Genomic DNA, 17,855 nt, shown 5'->3' with positions numbered 1-17,855 from the left:
TCACTTCAACAGCTCCCGGCAAACCGGTTTGTCGTGGGGCACGCCCAGCAATTCGCAGACGGTGCCGCAGATCTCGGTCTGTTTCGGCGCGGCGTCGGCGTCGAAGCTGAACGCGTCACCGAGAACGAACAGCGGCACTTCACGTTCTTCCGGCAGCAGGCCGTTGTGGGAGCGGTCGTTGTTCATGCCATGGTCGGCGGTGACCAGCACCTGATAGCCGGCATCGAGCCAGCCTTGCAGGTAGTCGGCCAGGATGATGTCCGCCGAGCGGGCGCTGTTGCGGTACTGCGGGGTGTCGAGGCCATGCTTGTGCCCGGCGTCGTCGATGTTCATCGGGTGGATCAACAGGAAATTCGGCGCATGGCGCAGGCGCAGGCTTTCAGCGTCGGCGAACAGGTGCGAGTCCGGGTAGTGATCGTTCCAGTAGAAATGCCCATGCTGGATCGGCAGTTGCGGATCATCGGTGTGGCGATCCCGGGCCGCCACGAAGGGCGAACGGTTGTACAGCTCGCTGACCCAGTGGTAGGCCGCCGCCGCGGTTACAAGACCTGCGTCAGTGGCGTAGTGATAGATGCTGCGCTGGTTGGACAGGCGCGAGACGTTGTTGTGGACAATCCCGCTGTCGATGGGCGCAACGCCGGTCAGGATGCATTCGTACAGCGGGCGGGACAGGGCCGGCAACTCGCACTCCAGTTTGTAGAGTGCGGCGCGTCCGGCGCCGACGTAAGCCTGCAGGTGCCCCATGGCGTGGCGGGCGACCTCATGGTTGAGGCCGTCGAGCACGACAAGGATGACGTTGTGCTTCATAGGGGATGGGACTCCGCAATCAAAACCGGATGGCGTAGGAGCTGCCGCAGGCTGCGATCTTTTGATCTTGTAAAACCAAATCAAAAGATCGCAGCCTGCGGCAGCATCCTACGGATGCAGCATTACTGCATATTGATAATGACTTCTTCCTGCCACTTCTGAGGAAGGGCCTTGGAGGTCTTTTCCCAGGCGTCCGCGTCCTTGATCGGCGTGACCTTTTTGTACTGCTCGTTAGGCAGCAGCTTGGACTGCACCTCGGCTGGCAGGGTCAGGTGCTCGGCACGGATCGGACGGGCGTTGCCCTTGGCCAGGTTGATCTGGCCGGCGTCGCTGAAGATGTATTCGCGGGTCAGCTTGGCGGCGTTCGGGTTTTTCGCGTACTTGTTGATGATGGTGGTGTAGCCGGAAATCACCGAACCGTCGGACGGGATCAGCACCACGTAATCATCCGGGTTGGCCATCTTGGCCTTGTAGCTCAGGCCGTTGAAATCCCAGACCACGCCGACTTCGATCTCGCCCTTTTCCATGGTGGCGATGGTCGGGTTGGACATCGACAGGCGACCTTGCTTGGCAATGTCGGCGAACAGGTCCAGGGCAGGCTTGAGGTTTTTCTCGTCGCCACCATTGGCCAGTGCCGCTGCCAGTACGCCGTTGGCGGCCTGGGCTGCGGTGCTCACGTCGCCGATGGAGACCTTGTATTTACCGCCCTTGAGGTCAGCCCACTTGGTTGGGGCTTCGGAGCCGTGCAGCAACTTCTTGTTGACGATGAACGCTATGGTGCCGGTGTAGGCCAGTGCCCAATTGCCGTCCTTGTCCTTGGCCCAGGCTGGCACCTGATCCCAGGTGGAAGGCTTGTAAGGCTGGACCACGCCTTGCTTGACCGCGATCGGGCCGAACGCTGCACCGACGTCGCCGATGTCGGCGCTGGCGTTGTCTTTTTCCGCGGCGAACTTGGCGATCTCCTGGGCCGAGCTCATGTCGGTGTCGATGTGCTTGAGGCCGTATTTGTCGCTCAGGTCTTTCCAGGTGCCGGCCCAGTTGGCCCAGTCATTGGGCATGCCGACGCTGTTGACGGCGCCTTCCGCTTTCGCAGCGGCTTCCAGGGTTTTCAGATCGGTGTCGGCCGCCATGGCGGCGGTGCACATTGCAATGGTCGAGCCTAACAGTGATGCCAGGAAAAACTGTTTCATTCCAAAGCTCCTTGGGGCGTGTTCAACGCTGCGATTGCGGTTGTGTTGGTCTAGGTCAGCAATACCTGAGCCAATTTAAGGGGGCTGGATGACACTTTGATGTCGTTCGTCGCCCGGGATGACTTTTTGTTCGGCGGTATCGCGGGTGGCCTGCTAAGCGTAGACCATGGTCAAAGCCCAGGCAGGCAAGGGACATGGCCGATGAATTGCAAGTTATTGAAAACCGGGAGTGGCGACCGTTGGGCGCCTTTGTCACACCTCGGTCATCTGCACTGCCTACGCTTGCAGACTATTGAATGAGCCGGTTTGCGCTGCGGTTCTGCCCTGATTTGGTGCTGGTCTAGTCCAGAAAGGAAACGTTGATGCGTGAAGAGGCAACAAAAGCGGTAACAGCCATCGGCCAGGTGCTTCAGGAGCAGATCGACCATGGACTGTTGACCCCCGGCAGCAAATTGCCGGCCGAGCGCAAACTCAGTGAATTGTTCGGCACCACGCGGATCACTTTGCGTGAAGCGTTGTTGCAGTTGGAGTCACAAGGGCAGATCTACCGCGAGGAGCGTCGCGGCTGGTTCGTCTCGCCACCACGCCTGGCGTACAACCTCATGCAGCGCAGCCACTTTCACGCAATGGTCAGCGCCCAGGGGCGGATCCCGTCCACCGAGGTGATTTCAGCGCGATTGCAACCGGCATCGGCAGCGGTGTGTGCCTGGCTGCAATTGCCAGCGCTGTCGAGCGTTATCCAGATCTGCCGCTCGCGACGGATCGACGGGCGACTGGTGCTGTATGTGGAGCACTATCTGAACCCGCAGTACTTTCCCGGGATCCTCGATTTCGATTTGAATCAGTCGATCACCGAGTTATATGCGCGGCATTACGATTTGCACTACGGGCGGGTGCGCTTCGAGATTGTGCCCACGGCGTTGTCGGTGGATGCGGCGGCGGCGTTGAAGGTGTCAACAGGCAGCCCGGGCTTGCGGATTGCCCGGGTCAACTATGACCAGCATGAACGGTTGATCGACTGCGACCTGGAGTTCTGGCGGCATGATGCGATTCATGTCGGGGTGGACGTGGTTTGACCTTGTAGGAGCTGCCGCAGGCTGCGATCTTTTGATCTTGATTCTTAAAAGATCGCAGCCTGCGGCAGCTCCTACAGGGGTTGTTCCGGGGAGCCACCAGCGGTCATCACCTGAATACTCATCCGCGGTGTCGCCAGATCCAGTCCGGCTTCATCCATGTGCCGCTTGAGTGACAGATTGAACGCTCGCGACACTTCCCACTGCTTGATTGGCGCGGTCTTGAAGCGGGCGCGGAGGATCGCATTGCCCGATTCAAAACTTTCCACCCCCTGAAACTCCAGTGGCGACCAGATATTGCGCCGCTGCAACGGATCGGTGCGCATTTTCTGACCAACTTCGCGCATCAGTTTGATTGCGTTGTCGATGTCCATGCTGGCCGGCACCGCGACCCGGAAGATCGCGTAGCCGAACTCCCGGGAGTAGTTCTTGATGCTTTTGATTTCGCTGAACGGAATGGTGTGGACGATGCCGTCGATGTCCCGCAGGCGCACGGTGCGGATGGTCAGGCCTTCGACCGTGCCAAGGTGGCCGCCGACATCCACGTAGTCGTCGATGGCCAGGGAGTCTTCGATGATGATGAACAACCCGGTAATCAGGTCGGCTACCAGCGACTGTGCACCAAAACCGATGGCCAGACCGATCACACCGGCACCGGCCAGCAGTGGCGTGACGTTCATGCCCATGTTCGCCAGGGCAACGATCAGCGCGATGATGAAAATCGCCACGAACAGCACGTTGCGGATCAGCGGCATCATCGTCTGTGCGCGGGCATTGGCCAGGCCTTTGCGCGAGCGGGTCAGCGCGTGATGCACGGCGGTGTCGCTGAGAATCCAGATCAGCCAGGCGAACAGCAGCGTGCCGGCGAGGCTGAACAGTTTGACGCTGACTTCGTGGCCGTCGCCTTCGGTGAAGCGGATCAACGACATGCCCCAGACCCGCAGGCCCAGCTCGATGAAGGCCAGCCACACCAGCAGATGAACGATGGTGTAGAAAAAGTTTTTCAGCCGTTCCGAATACACGGCGTAACGCCGGATGCCATGCTTGGGTTTGAGGGCGTAGCGGCGTACCAGGCCGTTGATGACCATGCACAACACCAGCAGAACGGTGCAGATCAGCGACTGGCGCAGGGCGGTGCTGGTGTCGCCAGCGGAAATAAAGGTGGCGAACAGGGAGATGGCCACCAGCACCAACGCCGGCACGTACCAGAAGGTGCCGAGGATCGACAGGGTGTCGTTGAGGGCGCGGCGAGTCAGGCGCCGGGACAGCGGCTGGTTGCGGATCAAGTGAGCGATCGGTCGGCGGAAGCGCAGGATGAATCGCCCTGTGGACAGCGCTGCCAGGACATTGGCGACAGTCGCAGCGGTATGGGCCAGATGGCTGCCGAGGCTGTCGACCAGTTGCGGGTCGCTCAGCGCTTCGCCAAACGCGGCGAAGCTGCCGATCAGCCACAGCGGCCGAAACGCCTGGTGCCGCAAGATGTACAAGGCGCGGTGGCGGTGCGGGCCGTCGAGCAGGGAAAAGGCAATCACGCAGATGGCCGAGAAGCAGGTGCCGACCACCAGTGCATAGGCCAGCACCATCGCCAGGCTTTTGCCCAGGGACGAGGGCAAGGCGTAGCTCATGTAGACCGTGATCACCAGGGCGATCAGCCATGGCCCGAGTTTGCGCAAGGCGAAGCGCAACATGTCGAGGGCCCGGGGGTGCTGCGGCAGTTCTTCGGTCAGGCCGAAACGCATCCGCACGCGGTGGCTGATCCAGATCAGGGCGGCGGCCAGCAGGCTCCAGACCATCAGGATCATGGCAAAGGCGAACAGCATGGGCAGCCATTCATTGGCCGGCAACGCCAGTGCCACCAGTTCTTCCCGGGCCTGATCGAACTCACTGGACCAGCGCGTGAGCGGACTGTCGTCGCCGGAAAATTTCTTCTCGATGTTGGACAGGGTTCCGCCAATCAGGCCCAGCACGCCTTCCTCGGTCGTTGGTTGAGCCTTTTTGGTGGTGTCACGGAGCTTTTTCAGATCGGTCAGCAGCTTGGTGCGTTGCTGATCGTTCTCCAGAGACTTGATCACTTCGTCCAGGGATTGCCCCAGCGGTTCCTGTGCTTCGGGCTGGGTCTTGGCCTGGCTGCTGAGCAGGCCTGGCAGGCCGGCCGCCTGGGCAGGCGCCGCTGACAGCAGCGTCATCAGGCAGACAAGGAAAATACACGGCAGGGCAAAAAGACGAGCGAACACTAGGCGGTCAACCTCGCAGGGAGCGGATCGGCCGAGTGTACGAGCCCGTCAAAATCAATGCGAGCCAAGGGCGATGAATTATTCGTTGAGTTTGGCGAGGATCTTGATTACCACAGTCGCGAGGATGCTCAGCATGCCGATCCACATGACAAATACACCGGCATTTTTGTCGCGAAAGTTGAAGCCGACGGCCAGCATGATCATCCCGGCAAGGATCGGGACCAGCATGGCGTGGAAGGTAGACATCGAGATCATGGAGACAGCCTTGTCGAAGAGATACTTGAAGTCTAGGCGGCTTTTGATGCGGCCGGTGTGATGTGTGTAGGAGCGAGCTCGCTCGCGATGGTCGTGAAAGCACCGCGGGGTGTCAGGTGCCCCGCGTTATCGTTGGCTACCATCGCGAGCAAGCTCGCTCCTACAGGGTATTGTTACGGCAGTTCGCGGCAGGCGTAGAACGCGCTCAGCACCTTGACCAGATGCGCCAGGTCATGGCTGCCGCACAATTCGCGGATCGAGTGCATGGCGAACGTCGGCAGGCCGATGTCCACGGTGCGCACGCCCAGGTGGCTGGCGGTGATCGGGCCGATGGTCGAGCCACAGCCCATGTCGCTGCGCACCACGAAACTCTGCACCGGCACTTCTTCAGCCATGCACAGGTGACGGAAGAACCCGGCGGTTTCGCTGTTGGTGGCGTAGCGCTGGTTGCTGTTGACCTTGATCACCGGGCCGGCGTTGAGTTTCGGGCCGTGGTTGGCATCGTGTTTGTCGGCGTAGTTCGGGTGCACGCCGTGGGCGTTGTCAGCCGAAACCAGCAGGGATTTCTGAATAGTGCGTACGAATTCATCACCTTCAGGCAGCAGGCGACGCAAGGTTTGCTCGAGCATCGGGCCGTCGGCACCGCACGCCGAGCAGGAGCCGACTTCTTCGTGGTCGTTGCACACCATCACGCAGGTTTCGTCGGTTTCGGCTGTCAGCAGCGCTTGCAGGCCGGCGTAGCATGACAGCAGGTTGTCCAGGCGTGCGCCGGCGATGAAGTCGCCATGCAAACCAATGACCGCAGCGCTTTGGGTGTCGTAGAAACTCAGCTCGTAATCGAGCACCACATCAGCGTTCAGACCGTGTTCGCGGGCGAGTTGATCGGTGAGCACCGCGCGGAAGTCCACGCGCTCGTCACCGGCAAATTGTGCGAGGATCGGCGGCAATTCGGTCTGGGCGTTGATGGCCCAGCCCATGTTGGCCTCACGGTTGAGGTGAATCGCCAGGTTCGGAATGATCGCGACCGGAGTCTTGAAGTCGATCAACTGGCTCTCGACCTTGCCATCACGACGGAAGGTTACGCGGCCCGCCAGAGACAGGTCACGGTCGAACCACGGCGCCAGCAGCGCGCCGCCATACACTTCGACGCCCAGTTGCCAGAAGCCCTGGCGTTGCAGTTCCGGTTGCGGCTTGACCCGCAGGCACGGGCTGTCGGTGTGGGCGCCGACCAGTCGAATGCCACCGTGCAGCGGTGAGTGACGGCCCATCTTGATCGCGACAATCGAAGAGTCGTTGCGGGTGACGTAGTAGCGACCGTTGGCTTCGGTATTCCACGGCTCGCGCTCGTCGAGGCGTTGATAGCCCGCCGCTTCCAGGCGCTGAACAAGGCTGGCGGTGGCATGGAACGGGGTAGGGGAGGCCTTGAGGAAATCGATCAGGCCTTGGTTCAACTCTTCGCGCATAAAGTAGCTCCAGACAGCAGTGGCGCCAGTTTAACGTATTGGCCATTGAATTGGCGGTGGAGTGCGGGTGGAGTGGCGCAATCCCCTGTAGGAGCGAGCTTGCTCGCGATGGTCGTCAACGATAACGCGGGAAGCCTGGCGCCCCGTGGCGCTCTCGGGATCATCGCGAGCTAGCTCGCTCCTACAGGGTTTGCTTTCGCTTAGAACGGCGCCGGGCACTCGAAGCGCAGGCGCTCACCGGTCTGCGGGTGGGTGAAGCTGAGCATGCTCGCGTGCAGGCACAGGCGCGGCCAGGCCGCCAATGCCTGTTCATGGGCGTAGAGGCCGTCACCCAGCAGCGGATGACCAATCGAGAGCATATGCACGCGCAACTGGTGGGAACGGCCGGTGATCGGTGTCAGCTCAACGCGGCACCAGTCGCCGCAACGTTCGAGCACGCGCCAGAAGGTCAGCGCATGTTTGCCGAATTCGTGATCGACCACATGCCGTGGCTTGGTCGGCGGGTCGTAGCGCAAGGGCAGGTCGATGCTGCCGCTGTCCAGTTCCGGCTGGCCCCAGCACAGGGCTGTGTAGGCCTTTTCGGTTTCGCGGTCGTGAAATTGCCGGGACAGCTCGCGATGGGTGTCCGGGTCACGGGCCAGCAGGATGATACCGGAAGTCTCCCAGTCCAGCCGGTGGACGATTCGCGCTTCCGGGTAGCCATTTTCCTGCAGGCGGGTAATCAGGCAGTCCTTGTTGTCATCGGCCCGGCCGGGGACGGAGAGCAACAGGGTCGGTTTGTTCACCACCAGTACGGCGGCATCCTGATGGATGATGTGGATGTTGGACAACGGCATTAAAACAGCCTCGTAACAAACGCCAACGGCGGCTCGGGCTTCCCTGATCCCCGTGTAGGAGCTGCCGCAGGCTGCGATCTTTTGACTTTGTTTTAAGAACAAGATCAAAAGATCGCAGCCTGCGGCAGCTCCTACGCCAAGGTTGGAAACCCGAGCCGCCGTGGCTCCTGGCGAATCGACTCAGCGATCTGGCAGGGTGATATTGAGTTCCAGAATCGAGCAGCTGCCCTGGCTTTCCAGTGCGACATGCACGTCATCGGACCCGATATTGACGTACTTGCGGATCACCTCGACCAGTTCCTTCTGCAAGGCCGGCAGGTAGTCCGGGGTACTGCGTTGGCCGCGTTCGTGCGCCACGATGATCTGTAGACGCTCTTTCGCTACCGACGCGGTGCTTTGCTTTTTGTTGGCACGAAAGAAGTCAAAAAGGTTCATTACCTACCTCCAAACAGGCGCTCGAAGAATCCCTTCTTCGTTACATCGAGAAAACGATGTTCCTTTTCTTTGCCCAAGAGGCGATCAACCGTGTCGCTATAGGCCTGACCTGCGTCGCTCTGATCATCAAGAATCACTGGCACACCCTGGTTGGAAGCCTTGAGCACCGCTTGGGATTCCGGGATCACACCGAGCAGTTTGATCGAGAGGATTTCCTTGACGTCTTCGACGCTGAGCATTTCGCCTTTTTCGACTCGCTCCGGGTGGTAGCGGGTAATCAGCAGGTGTTCCTTGATCTGCTCTTCGCCACGTTCGGCACGACGGGACTTGCTGGCCAGCAAGCCCAGCATGCGGTCCGAGTCACGTACCGAGGACACTTCCGGGTTGGTCACGACAATCGCTTCATCCGCGAAGTACATAGCCAGGTGGGCGCCTTTCTCGATACCTGCCGGAGAGTCGCAGACCACGAATTCGAAGTCTTCCTTCAGGGCCATCAGGACTTTTTCCACGCCTTCGACGGTCAGTGCGTCTTTGTCGCGGGTCTGGCTGGCGGCCAGCACGTAGAGGTTTTCCAGGCGCTTATCTTTGATCAGGGCCTGTTGCAGGTTGGCTTCGCCGTTGACCACGTTGACGAAGTCATACACCACGCGGCGCTCGCAACCCATGATCAGGTCGAGGTTACGCAAGCCCACGTCGAAGTCGACGATAACTGTTTTGTGACCGCGCAGAGCGAGGCCGGTACCGATAGCGGCGCTGGTGGTGGTCTTACCCACACCACCCTTGCCGGATGTAACCACGAGAATCTTGGCCAAGGTGTTTCACCCCTAAGGAAAGAGGACTTTTCAGCCCTTGAAAAACATCTCCTGAAAAACTACTGCAGTCGGACAGCCTTGGCTGGAATCCGGTTTTGAGCGGCGTTTACCCCCGGTAAACACTGCTTTCGGCCTTTTTCCTACTTCGTTTGAGCCGTTTTCGCTACGTTTTAGAGATGCTTGGAAAATGCGGCAGTATCCGTTAAAGCCGAATGATGTTCAACACGTCGCCGGACAGGCTGACCTGCACACCCGAACCCCATAGCGGGTCGCGGCGCAGGTCTTCGGAAACCTTGTAATGCCCGGCGATGGAAATCAGTTCAGCACTCATTTGCTGACAGAAAATCCGCGCCTTGGTGTCGCCCTTGACGCCGGCCAACACGCGACCCCGCATCGGGCCGTATACATGGATGTTGCCATCGGCGAGAAGTTCCGCCCCCGGGCTGACCGAGGAGATCACCACCAGATCGCAGCCCTGGGCATAAATCTGCTGGCCGCCGCGTACTGGCGAAGTGATGATTTTCGTCGGTTTGATGGTCGGCTCGGGCGGTTTTTCCGGTTTTTTCTTCGGTTCGCCTTCGGTCAGGTCCAATGGACGCTCGCGGGCACCGGACGGTGGCAGCACTGGCAGGTCGACCGCGATGGCGGCGGCGATGTCTTCGATGCGGCTGGCACGGATCGCCAGGGTGCGCAGGCCGTGCTGGCGGCACACGCGCATCAGGCCGGGCAGATCGACCGCGCCTTCGTTGGCCGGGAGTTTGTCCAGGGCCAGTACCAGCGGCGCGTTGCTGAAGAAGTTGGGCGCCTGGGCGACCTTGGCGGCCAGTTGCCGATCAAGGCTTTCGAGGTCGTTACGGGCCAGTTCCAGCACCGTAATGGCCAGCATGCTGCCCTTCAACTGGAACACGGGATCTTGGTCTAGCGGTTCGGTTTGGCTCATGGTCGGCATACAACGACTTGTCACTAAAAGTGCCGAGACTTATAACGAGAACGCCCGCAGGCCGCAAGCCGGGTCGAACGATGTAGAATGCGCGGCCATTGTCATTCCGGAAGCATTAATGGACCGCCCGCGTTTTCGAAAAGCATTTCTATCTCCACGTTTCTGGCCGCTGTGGTGTGGCTTGGGGCTGTTGTGGCTGATCGTCCAGTTGCCGTATCCGGCACTGTTGTGGATCGGTCGTGTACTGGGATCTTTGATGTATCGCGTGGCCGGCGACAGACGGCGCATTGCCAAGCGCAATCTGGAGCTGTGTTTTCCTGAAAAGACCGCCGCCGAACGCAAACGCCTGCTCAAGGAGAACTTCGCCTCCACCGGCATCGCTTTTTTTGAGATGGCGATGAGCTGGTGGTGGTCGCGCAAGCGCCTGGCGAACCTGGCTCATGTCGAAGGGCTGGAGCATTTGCAAAAGGCTCAGCGCGAAGGCAAGGGCGTGATCCTGATGGCGCTGCACTTCACGACGCTGGAAATCGGTGCCGCGCTGCTCGGCCAACAGCACACCATCGACGGCATGTACCGCGAGCACAAGAATCCGCTGTTCGACTACATCCAGCGCCAGGGCCGCGAGCGGCACAATCTCGACTCGCTGGCGGTGGAGCGCGAAGACGTGCGCGGCATGCTCAAATTGCTGCGCTCGGGCCGCGCGATCTGGTACGCACCGGATCAGGACTATGGCGCCAAGCAAAGCCTCTTCGTGCCGTTGTTCGGCATTCAGGCCGCGACCGTCACCGCCACGAGCAAGTTTGCGCGGCTGGGCAAGGCGCTGGTGGTGCCGTTCACCCAGGAGCGTCTGGCGGACGGCAGCGGATATCGGCTGGTGATTCATGCGCCGCTCGAAGGCTTCCCCGGCGAAACCGAAGAAGAGGACTGCATTCGCATCAATCAATGGATCGAAAGCGTTTTGCGCGAGCATCCCGAGCAATACCTGTGGGCTCATCGCCGCTTCAAGAGTCGTCCACCGGGCGAGCCGAAGTTGTACGCCAAGCGCGGTTGAGTAACCGTTTTCCCAAGCACCATGGAGTGTTGCGATGAGTCCAGTTGAGCCGGTTACAGGGTTGATTCTTTCCGGTGGCGGGGCTCGGGCGGCCTATCAGGTCGGGGTGCTGGCGGCGATTGCCGAATTGCTGCCGCCGGGGGCACGCAATCCGTTTCCGGTGATCGTCGGCACATCGGCGGGCGCGATCAACGCCGTCAGCCTCGCCAGCGGGGCGATGGATTTTCGTAACGCCATCGAACGCCTGACAGCTTTCTGGCAGGGCTTTCGCAGTCACCTGGTGTTGCGTAGCGACTGGCCCGGGGTGATCCGCCAGGCCAGCCGCTTTGTCAGCCACAGTTTGCTCGGCATCGGCAGGCACATGCCGGTGGCGCTGCTCAATAGTTCTCCGCTGCGGGACTTGCTCAGCGACAAGCTGCATATGGGCGGCATCGCCGAAGCGATCGCACAGCAACAATTGCATGCAGTGGCAGTCACGGCTTTCGGCTATGAGTCCGGCCAGGCCGTCACCTTCTATCAGGGCGGTGGCAAGATCGATGCCTGGTTGCGCCATCGACGCGTCGGCGTTCCCACCCAACTGTCGGTTGAACATCTGCTCGCGAGTTCGGCCATTCCACTGCTGTTCGCCCCGGTGAAAATCGGCGAAGAATATTTCGGTGATGGCGCGGTGCGGCAGTCGGCGCCGATCAGTCCGGCGCTGCATCTGGGCGCCAGTCGGGTGCTGGTGGTGGGCGTCAGCGGCAACCCCCGCGGCGTCGACCCGCAACAACCCTTGGTGCGCAGCTACACCGGTCAGCAGCCGACCCTGGCGCAGATTGGCGGGCACATGCTCAACAGTACGTTCATTGACAGCCTGGAAAGTGACATCGAGCTGTTGCAGCGCCTGAACCAGTTCAGTCACCTGATGCCCGACGGCACGCCGACCCGCGCATTGGGCGTGGCGCCGGTGGACGTATTGGTGATTTCACCGAGCCAGCCGATCGATGAAATTGCCGCGCGACATCGTCAGGAATTGCCGGCGGCACTGCGCCTGTTTCTGCGCGGGCCGGGCGCGACCAAGACCAGCGGGGCCGGGGTGCTGAGCTATCTGCTGTTCGAGGCGGGGTATTGCAGCGAGTTGATCGAGCTGGGGCGGCGGGATGCGTTGGCCAAGCGCGGGGAGTTGTGCCGGTTTCTGGGGGTGGAGGAGCCTGTCATTCTCGTTTGAGATTTGTGGTGAGGCTTTCGCCAGTAGGAGCGAGCTTGCTCGCGATGGACGTTAACGATAACGCGTGTTTCCTGATTCAACGCGTTGCCCTGAAGTCCATCGCGAGCAAGCTCGCTCCTACAAATCAGAAGTGAACCTTGACCAGGAAGCTGGTCACGCTCTGATCAGTCTTGAAGCCCTGGCTGTCTTCGATGCCGTATTTGTTTTTCCAGTAGTCATACTCGACACCGACGTACAACTGCTTGGCACCCAGGTTCAGCGCCTTGCCCAGGTCATATTTGACCTGCGGATTGAAGTGCAGGTTGGCGTGGTACTCGCCTTTTTTGTTCACATCGTTGTCGACGACCCAGTCCATGAAACCGTCGATCAGCACATCCGAGCCACCCACCGGGATGGTGTAGGACCAGACCGGCGTGACCTGCCAGATGTTGTCGCCCGGGCGGTCGCCTTCGGTGTGGCGGTTGTAGAAGTTCAACTGGAAGTAGTCGAAGCCCGGGATGGCCAGGTCGAAACCAGGGCCGATCAGGTAGGACTCGGTATCGTCTTCACCGAACTCGTAGGTCATGGCCAGCAGCACGTCCTTGATCGGGCCGAACTCGAACTTCTGGTCGAAGATCTTGTTGAACGACAGGCGCGGGCTGAGCTCGCCGTAGTGGCTGTTCTTGCCCGCGAAGGCGTCTTCCTTGCCGTTGTAGAAGATCTTGTCGATGAAGAAGAAGTTGTCGCCGTATTTCCAGCCGTCGGCGTGTTCAAAGGTCACCGTCTGCTGAATGCGCGGGTTGACCTGGAAGTCCTTGCCGTAAAGGTAGGACAGGCTGTTGTTCTGCCATTGCAGCAAGTCGCCGGCCATGGCCTGACCCCCCGCCAGCAATGATCCCGCCAGCATCAGGCTAGTGCACGTACGTTTCATTCGGTTGCTCCCAAAAAGTAGGTGGTTCCACGTTATTTTTTTAAAGTCGGCGCTCTGGTGTGGTGCCTGTTTCCGTAGCGGCAAAAAATCATCCATTCGGTCAGCTTTCGTGCTGTTAGCAAGAGCTGAGCCAAGGCTTTCAAAAAGCAAAAAAATTCCCGTTCGGCGGCTCAAGAGCGGTCGATTGAGAGGGGCTTTGGAGTGCCTTGGTGCCTGCCAGAGCCGGGATAAATTGGCCTTCTGGTCAGGTTTTACATCCGGGCTTTTTTTTAAACCGGATTCGGGCGGCCGCGGAGAATACTGACTCCTCGGCCAGGTCTCAAGTGCTCCGCAACGGCGCGCCGACGACAGGTTTGGGGCACGGTTGCGGGGCAGCATCAGAAGTGCACCTTTACCAGCAGGCTGGTGGTGTTTTCATTGGTGTCGAAGCTGGAACTGTTTTCGATGCCGTACTTGTCTTTCCAGTAGCTGTATTCGACGCCGGCGTACACCTGTTTCTCCCGCCAGCCCAGGGCCTTGCCCAGGTCGTACTTGATCTGCGGGTTGAAGTGCAGGTTGGCGTGATAAGTGCCATGGGAGTTCTGGTCGTTATCCACCACCCAGTCCATGTAGCCGTCGATCAACAGGTTCGAGTTGCCCAATGGCAGGGTGTAGGACCAGGCCGGCGTGATCTGCCAGACATCGTCGCCGGGGCGCGAGCCTTCGGTCTGACGGTAATAGAAGTTCAAGGTGAAAAAGTTGAAGCCCGGTACCGCGAGGTCGAAACCGGGGCCGATCAGGTAGGCCTCGGTGTCGTCTTCGCCGTTCTCGTAGGTCATGGCCAACAGCACGTCCTTGATCGGGCCGAATTCGAAACGGCGGTCGAGGATCTTGCCGAAGGAGAGGCGCGGGCTGAACTCGCCGTAGTAGGCATGAGCACCTTTGTTGCGGTCTTTCTCGCCGTTGTACCAGGTGCTGTCGACGAACAGGAAGTTGTCGCCGTACTTCCAGCGGTCGGCGTGTTCGAAGGTTATCGTCTGCTGGATCGACGGATTGACCACGAAATCCTTGCCGTACAGGTAGCTCAGGCTGTTGGTCTGCCACAGCAGTAAATCGCCGGCCATGGCCTGACTCGCGGCCAGCAGGCCAGCACCCAACAGCAGGTTGGTTTGTGTCCGAATCATCTGTTGCTCCCTCTTGTTTTTATTTTTGAGGCGCAGGTTGTGGCCAGGGGGCTGGCCACAGGCAGGCCCCCTTGGTTATCCGTCAGATCAATGTGTGTGAGCGTGGCAGTCGTTGATGGCCGCGCGTTCGGCGCCACCCAGGATGTTGAACAGCAGGTTCAACGTCAGCGCGCTGAGGGTGGCCATGGCGATGCCGCTGTGGGTGATCGGGCTCATCCACAAGGGCAGGTGGGCGAAAAACTCCGGGCGCACCACCGGGATCAGACCCATGCCGATGCTCACCGCCACCAGCAACTGGTTGCGACGGTCACCGATGTCGGCTTCCTGGAGAATCTTGATTCCGGTGGCGGCGACCATGCCGAACATCGCAATCGCTGCGCCGCCCAGTACTGCCGGAGGAATCGAGGCCACCAAAAACGCGGCTTTGGGCAGCAAGCTCAGGACGATCAGCAACCCGCCGGCAACGATGGTCACCGAGCGGCAACGCACGCCGGTCATCTGTACCAGGCCGATGTTCTGGGCGAAGGAGGAGTGGGTGAAGGTGTTGAAGAAACCGGCGAAAAACGAGGCGCCGGCATCGCACAACAAACCGCGACGCAGCATCCGTGGGCAGACTTCCTGGCCGGTGATCTTGCCCAGCGCCAGAAACATCCCGGTGGACTCGACGAAAATGATCACCACCACCAGGCACATCGACAGGATTGGCGCGAGTTCGAATTTCGGCATGCCGAAGTGCAGCGGCGTGACGAATTGCAGCCATGGCGCCTGAGCCATGCCACTGAGGTCGACCATGCCGAGCAGGCCGCAGAGCACGTAGCCCAGGCACATGCCGATCAACACGGAAATATTGACCCAGAAGCCGCGCATGAAGCGGTGCACCAGCAAGATGGTGCCCAGTACCAGTGCGGCGATGGTCAGGTAAATCGGCGAACCGAATTGAGCGGCGCTGGCACCGCCGCCGGCCCAGTTCACGGCCACGGGGAACAGCGACAAACCGATCGAGGTGATGACCGTGCCGGTCACCAGAGGGGGGAAGAAGCGCACGACCTTGGACATGAACGGGGCGATGAGCATGCCAAAGAACCCGGCGGCGATGGTCGCGCCGAAGATCCCCTGCAGGCCGATACCGGGCATGCCGGCCATGGCGACCATGCTGCCGACGGCGGCGAAACTGGCGCCCATCATCACCGGCATACGAATGCCCATGGGGCCTATGCCGAGGGACTGGACGATGGTGGCAATACCCGCCACCAGCAGGTCGGCGTTGATCAGGAAGGCAATTTCTTCACGACTCAGGCCAGCGGCCTGTCCGATGATCAGCGGCACCGCGATGGCGCCGCCATACATCAGCAGAACATGTTGCAAACCGACCAGGATCAGTTGCAAGAGGGGTAAACGCTGAATGGCGGGTGCGTCGGGGATGCGCGCTGTGGATAGCTCGGACATGCAACACCTCGGATCTTTTTATTCTTGTGATTTACAGCTGCAGTGCTGCTGGCAGCTGTATTCGAATCAGGTGGGCCGCTTTGCGGCCAATCGCAGGCAAGCCAGCTCCCACACAGGCAGTGCAAAACCTGTGGGAGCGAGCTTGCTCGCGATGCTTTTGTTGCTTAGTTGGTCTGGGCTCCCTGCACAATCCAGGCACCGATCAGGTCACGTTCCTGCTGGGTCATCTGGGTGATGTTGCCCAGTGGCATGATCTGGCTGGTGACGGCTTGCGCCTGAATCCGCGGTGCGTTCTGGCGGATCTGTTCGGGGGTGTCGAACATCACACCGGCAGGGGCCGCACTGAACAGCGGGCTGGTTGGCTTGGCCGAATGGCAAACCGCACAACGTTCCTGAATCACACTGTGCACTTTGTCAAAGCCTGGGCCTGTGTTGGACGCTTGCGCCGGTACGGCAGCCGGCGTTTCTGCAGGTTTGGCTTCAGCCGGTTTCAAACCACCGCCCACTGCTGTTTCCGGCAGTGGCTGGTATTCGATCTTCGCTGGCGCCTTGGCCACTTCCGGGCTGTTCAGCGGCGCGGGGCCGGTGACGTAAGCCAGGCTGATCATGCCGACGGCTGCCACCGGCAGGGTCCAGGCAAACTTGTGGCTGTCGTGACGGGTGTTGAAGTAGTGACGCACCAACACCGCCAGTACCGCGATCCCGGCCAGGATCAACCAGTTGTACTGGCTGCCGTAGGTGCTCGGGAAGTGGTTGCTGATCATGATGAACAGCACCGGCAAGGTGAAGTAGTTGTTGTGACGCGAACGCAGCAGGCCTTTGGCCGGCAGCGCCGGATCCGGCGTGCGGTTCTCGGCGATCGCCGCTACCAGTGCACGTTGCGCCGGCATGATGATGCGGAACACGTTGCCGACCATGATGGTGCCGATGATCGCGCCGACGTGCAGGTACGCACCCCGACCGCTGAACACTTTGCTGAAGCCGTAGGCCGCGCCGATGATCAGGACGAACAGGATGCCGCCGAGCAGGGCAGGGCGTTTGCCCAGGGCCGAGTCGCACAGGAAGGAGTAGATGAACCAGCCGACGAACAACGAGCCGAGACCGATGGCCACGCCTTCAGGACCGCTCAGGGTGCTGCCCGGAGCCAGCAGGTAGAGCGTCGGGTTGGAGTAGAACACCACGCACAGCAGCGCGATCCCCGACATCCAGGTGAAGTAGGCTTCCCATTTGAACCAGTGCAGGTTGTCCGGCATGGTCGGTGGGGCCAGTTTGTATTTTTCCAGGTGGTAGATACCGCCACCGTGGATTGCCCACAAATCGCCAGCCAGACCGCTTTTCGGGTTGACCCGGTTGAGGTTGTTTTCCAGCCATACGAAATAGAACGACGCACCGATCCAGGCCACGCCAGTAATCATGTGAACCCAGCGCACGCTCAGGTTCAGCCATTCCAACAGATGTGCTTCCACAGTCTTTACCTCTCGCCTGTCACTCTGTTGTCGAGTGATCAGGCCTTCTCTTATTGGTGGGGGGCGAGGATCAAACGCTCATCCTCTTTGAAAAAATGCTCATCGCAGTTATTGCCTGTGCCACTGCGATCAACCACCAGGAAGTCATCCCGCTTTTCGATCGTCAGCACCGGGTGGTGCCAGACGCCGCGATGGTAATTAATGCCCTGCCTGCCGTTGGTGACGAAGGCGCGGACCAAGCCTGATACAGGTTCATCGCCAAGTGGCGCGACCACGATCAGAAAGGGGTTGCCGAGCAGCGGAATGAAAGCCTGGCTGCCCAGCGGATGGCGCTCCAGCATGCTGACGGTCAGCGGCATGTCCTGCGCGTCGGCGCGGAAGATGCTGATGATCGCGTTGTCCTCTGGCGTAGCGGTTTGCACCGTCGCCAGTTTATGGAAGCGCATGGTCGAACCGTTGTTGATCATGAAGTGATCGCTGCCGTCGGTTTCGATCACGTCACCGAAAGGGGCGAAGGCTTCTTTGGTCAGCGGTTCAATCGTCAGTGTGCGCATGCTGTTCTTCTTA

At 60.2% G+C, this 17,855-nt stretch carries 17 protein-coding genes and 1 pseudogene; 3 read left to right on the top strand and 15 right to left on the bottom strand.

Annotation, left to right across the window (positions count from 1 at the left end; all coding sequences use genetic code 11):
• Positions 1-807 (bottom strand): alkaline phosphatase family protein, encoded by an 807-nt coding sequence (locus tag AC1DKH_RS12980; protein WP_477798353.1) that lies wholly within the window; start codon positions 805-807, stop codon positions 1-3.
• A 122-nt stretch (positions 808-929) separates the two neighbouring features.
• Positions 930-1,997 (bottom strand): ABC transporter substrate-binding protein, encoded by a 1,068-nt coding sequence (locus AC1DKH_RS12975; RefSeq protein WP_477760042.1) that lies wholly within the window; start codon positions 1,995-1,997, stop codon positions 930-932.
• Positions 1,998-2,359: 362 nt separating this feature from the next.
• Between AC1DKH_RS12975 and AC1DKH_RS12970 the strand changes: the two genes are divergently transcribed.
• Positions 2,360-3,073, top strand: coding sequence for a UTRA domain-containing protein (locus AC1DKH_RS12970; RefSeq protein WP_477754104.1), 714 nt, complete (start codon positions 2,360-2,362; stop codon positions 3,071-3,073).
• A gap of 71 nt (positions 3,074-3,144) precedes the next feature.
• Here the strand turns inward: AC1DKH_RS12970 and AC1DKH_RS12965 are convergent, their stop codons facing one another.
• The 8 genes and pseudogenes from AC1DKH_RS12965 to minC form a co-directional block, all read right to left on the bottom strand.
• The gene (locus AC1DKH_RS12965; RefSeq protein WP_477798352.1) at positions 3,145-5,256 is read right to left on the bottom strand and encodes a mechanosensitive ion channel family protein; all 2,112 of its coding nucleotides are present in this window, start codon (positions 5,254-5,256) and stop codon (positions 3,145-3,147) included.
• A 126-nt stretch (positions 5,257-5,382) separates the two neighbouring features.
• Entirely contained in the window at positions 5,383-5,559 is a 177-nt protein-coding gene (locus tag AC1DKH_RS12960) for a hypothetical protein (protein WP_223462172.1), read from the bottom strand.
• A 65-nt stretch (positions 5,560-5,624) separates the two neighbouring features.
• Positions 5,625-5,702 (bottom strand): annotated as a pseudogene (locus AC1DKH_RS12955) (outer membrane lipoprotein carrier protein LolA); the annotation flags it as partial.
• Between the two features lie 30 nt (positions 5,703-5,732).
• Positions 5,733-7,022 (bottom strand): M18 family aminopeptidase, encoded by a 1,290-nt coding sequence (locus AC1DKH_RS12950; RefSeq protein ID WP_477798351.1) that lies wholly within the window; start codon positions 7,020-7,022, stop codon positions 5,733-5,735.
• 200 nt (positions 7,023-7,222) lie between these two features.
• Positions 7,223-7,858, bottom strand: coding sequence for an RluA family pseudouridine synthase (locus tag AC1DKH_RS12945; RefSeq protein WP_090324073.1), 636 nt, complete (start codon positions 7,856-7,858; stop codon positions 7,223-7,225).
• Between the two features lie 180 nt (positions 7,859-8,038).
• A complete protein-coding gene (minE, locus tag AC1DKH_RS12940; RefSeq protein WP_007974947.1) occupies positions 8,039-8,293 on the bottom strand; it encodes a cell division topological specificity factor MinE in 255 nt (84 codons plus the stop codon).
• Entirely contained in the window at positions 8,293-9,105 is an 813-nt protein-coding gene (gene minD / locus AC1DKH_RS12935; protein WP_414876892.1) for a septum site-determining protein MinD, read from the bottom strand. The genes minE and minD overlap by 1 nt, the downstream gene beginning before the upstream one ends.
• 202 nt (positions 9,106-9,307) lie before the next feature.
• Complete coding sequence (gene minC, locus AC1DKH_RS12930) at positions 9,308-10,045, bottom strand: septum site-determining protein MinC (RefSeq protein WP_046037759.1); 738 nt, start codon at positions 10,043-10,045, stop codon at positions 9,308-9,310.
• A 118-nt stretch (positions 10,046-10,163) separates the two neighbouring features.
• On the opposite strand from minC, the gene AC1DKH_RS12925 reads away from it, so the two are divergent.
• Together AC1DKH_RS12925 and AC1DKH_RS12920 are read left to right on the top strand one after the other, a co-directional pair.
• Positions 10,164-11,096 (top strand): lipid A biosynthesis lauroyl acyltransferase, encoded by a 933-nt coding sequence (locus tag AC1DKH_RS12925; RefSeq protein ID WP_477798350.1) that lies wholly within the window; start codon positions 10,164-10,166, stop codon positions 11,094-11,096.
• 34 nt (positions 11,097-11,130) lie between these two features.
• Complete coding sequence (locus AC1DKH_RS12920) at positions 11,131-12,303, top strand: patatin-like phospholipase family protein (protein WP_477798349.1); 1,173 nt, start codon at positions 11,131-11,133, stop codon at positions 12,301-12,303.
• A 124-nt stretch (positions 12,304-12,427) separates the two neighbouring features.
• Here the strand turns inward: AC1DKH_RS12920 and AC1DKH_RS12915 are convergent, their stop codons facing one another.
• The 5 genes from AC1DKH_RS12915 to AC1DKH_RS12895 form a co-directional block, all read right to left on the bottom strand.
• On the bottom strand, positions 12,428-13,213 hold the full coding sequence (locus tag AC1DKH_RS12915; RefSeq protein ID WP_046037576.1) for an outer membrane protein OmpK: 786 nt from the start codon (positions 13,211-13,213) through the stop codon (positions 12,428-12,430).
• Positions 13,214-13,590: 377 nt separating this feature from the next.
• Entirely contained in the window at positions 13,591-14,376 is a 786-nt protein-coding gene (locus tag AC1DKH_RS12910; protein WP_477798348.1) for an outer membrane protein OmpK, read from the bottom strand.
• Positions 14,377-14,463: 87 nt separating this feature from the next.
• On the bottom strand, positions 14,464-15,822 hold the full coding sequence (locus AC1DKH_RS12905; protein ID WP_477798347.1) for a nucleobase:cation symporter-2 family protein: 1,359 nt from the start codon (positions 15,820-15,822) through the stop codon (positions 14,464-14,466).
• 164 nt (positions 15,823-15,986) lie between these two features.
• On the bottom strand, positions 15,987-17,288 hold the full coding sequence (locus AC1DKH_RS12900) for a urate hydroxylase PuuD (RefSeq protein WP_477798346.1): 1,302 nt from the start codon (positions 17,286-17,288) through the stop codon (positions 15,987-15,989).
• Between the two features lie 50 nt (positions 17,289-17,338).
• A complete protein-coding gene (locus AC1DKH_RS12895) occupies positions 17,339-17,842 on the bottom strand; it encodes an ureidoglycolate lyase (RefSeq protein ID WP_010456681.1) in 504 nt (167 codons plus the stop codon).
• Between the last annotated feature and the right edge of the window lie 13 nt (positions 17,843-17,855).

It is taken from the genome of Pseudomonas sp. 05L36, from assembly GCF_056398125.1.
The sequence above is the reverse complement of the archived record's forward strand: the minus strand, read 5'-3'. Positions and strand labels throughout refer to the sequence as shown.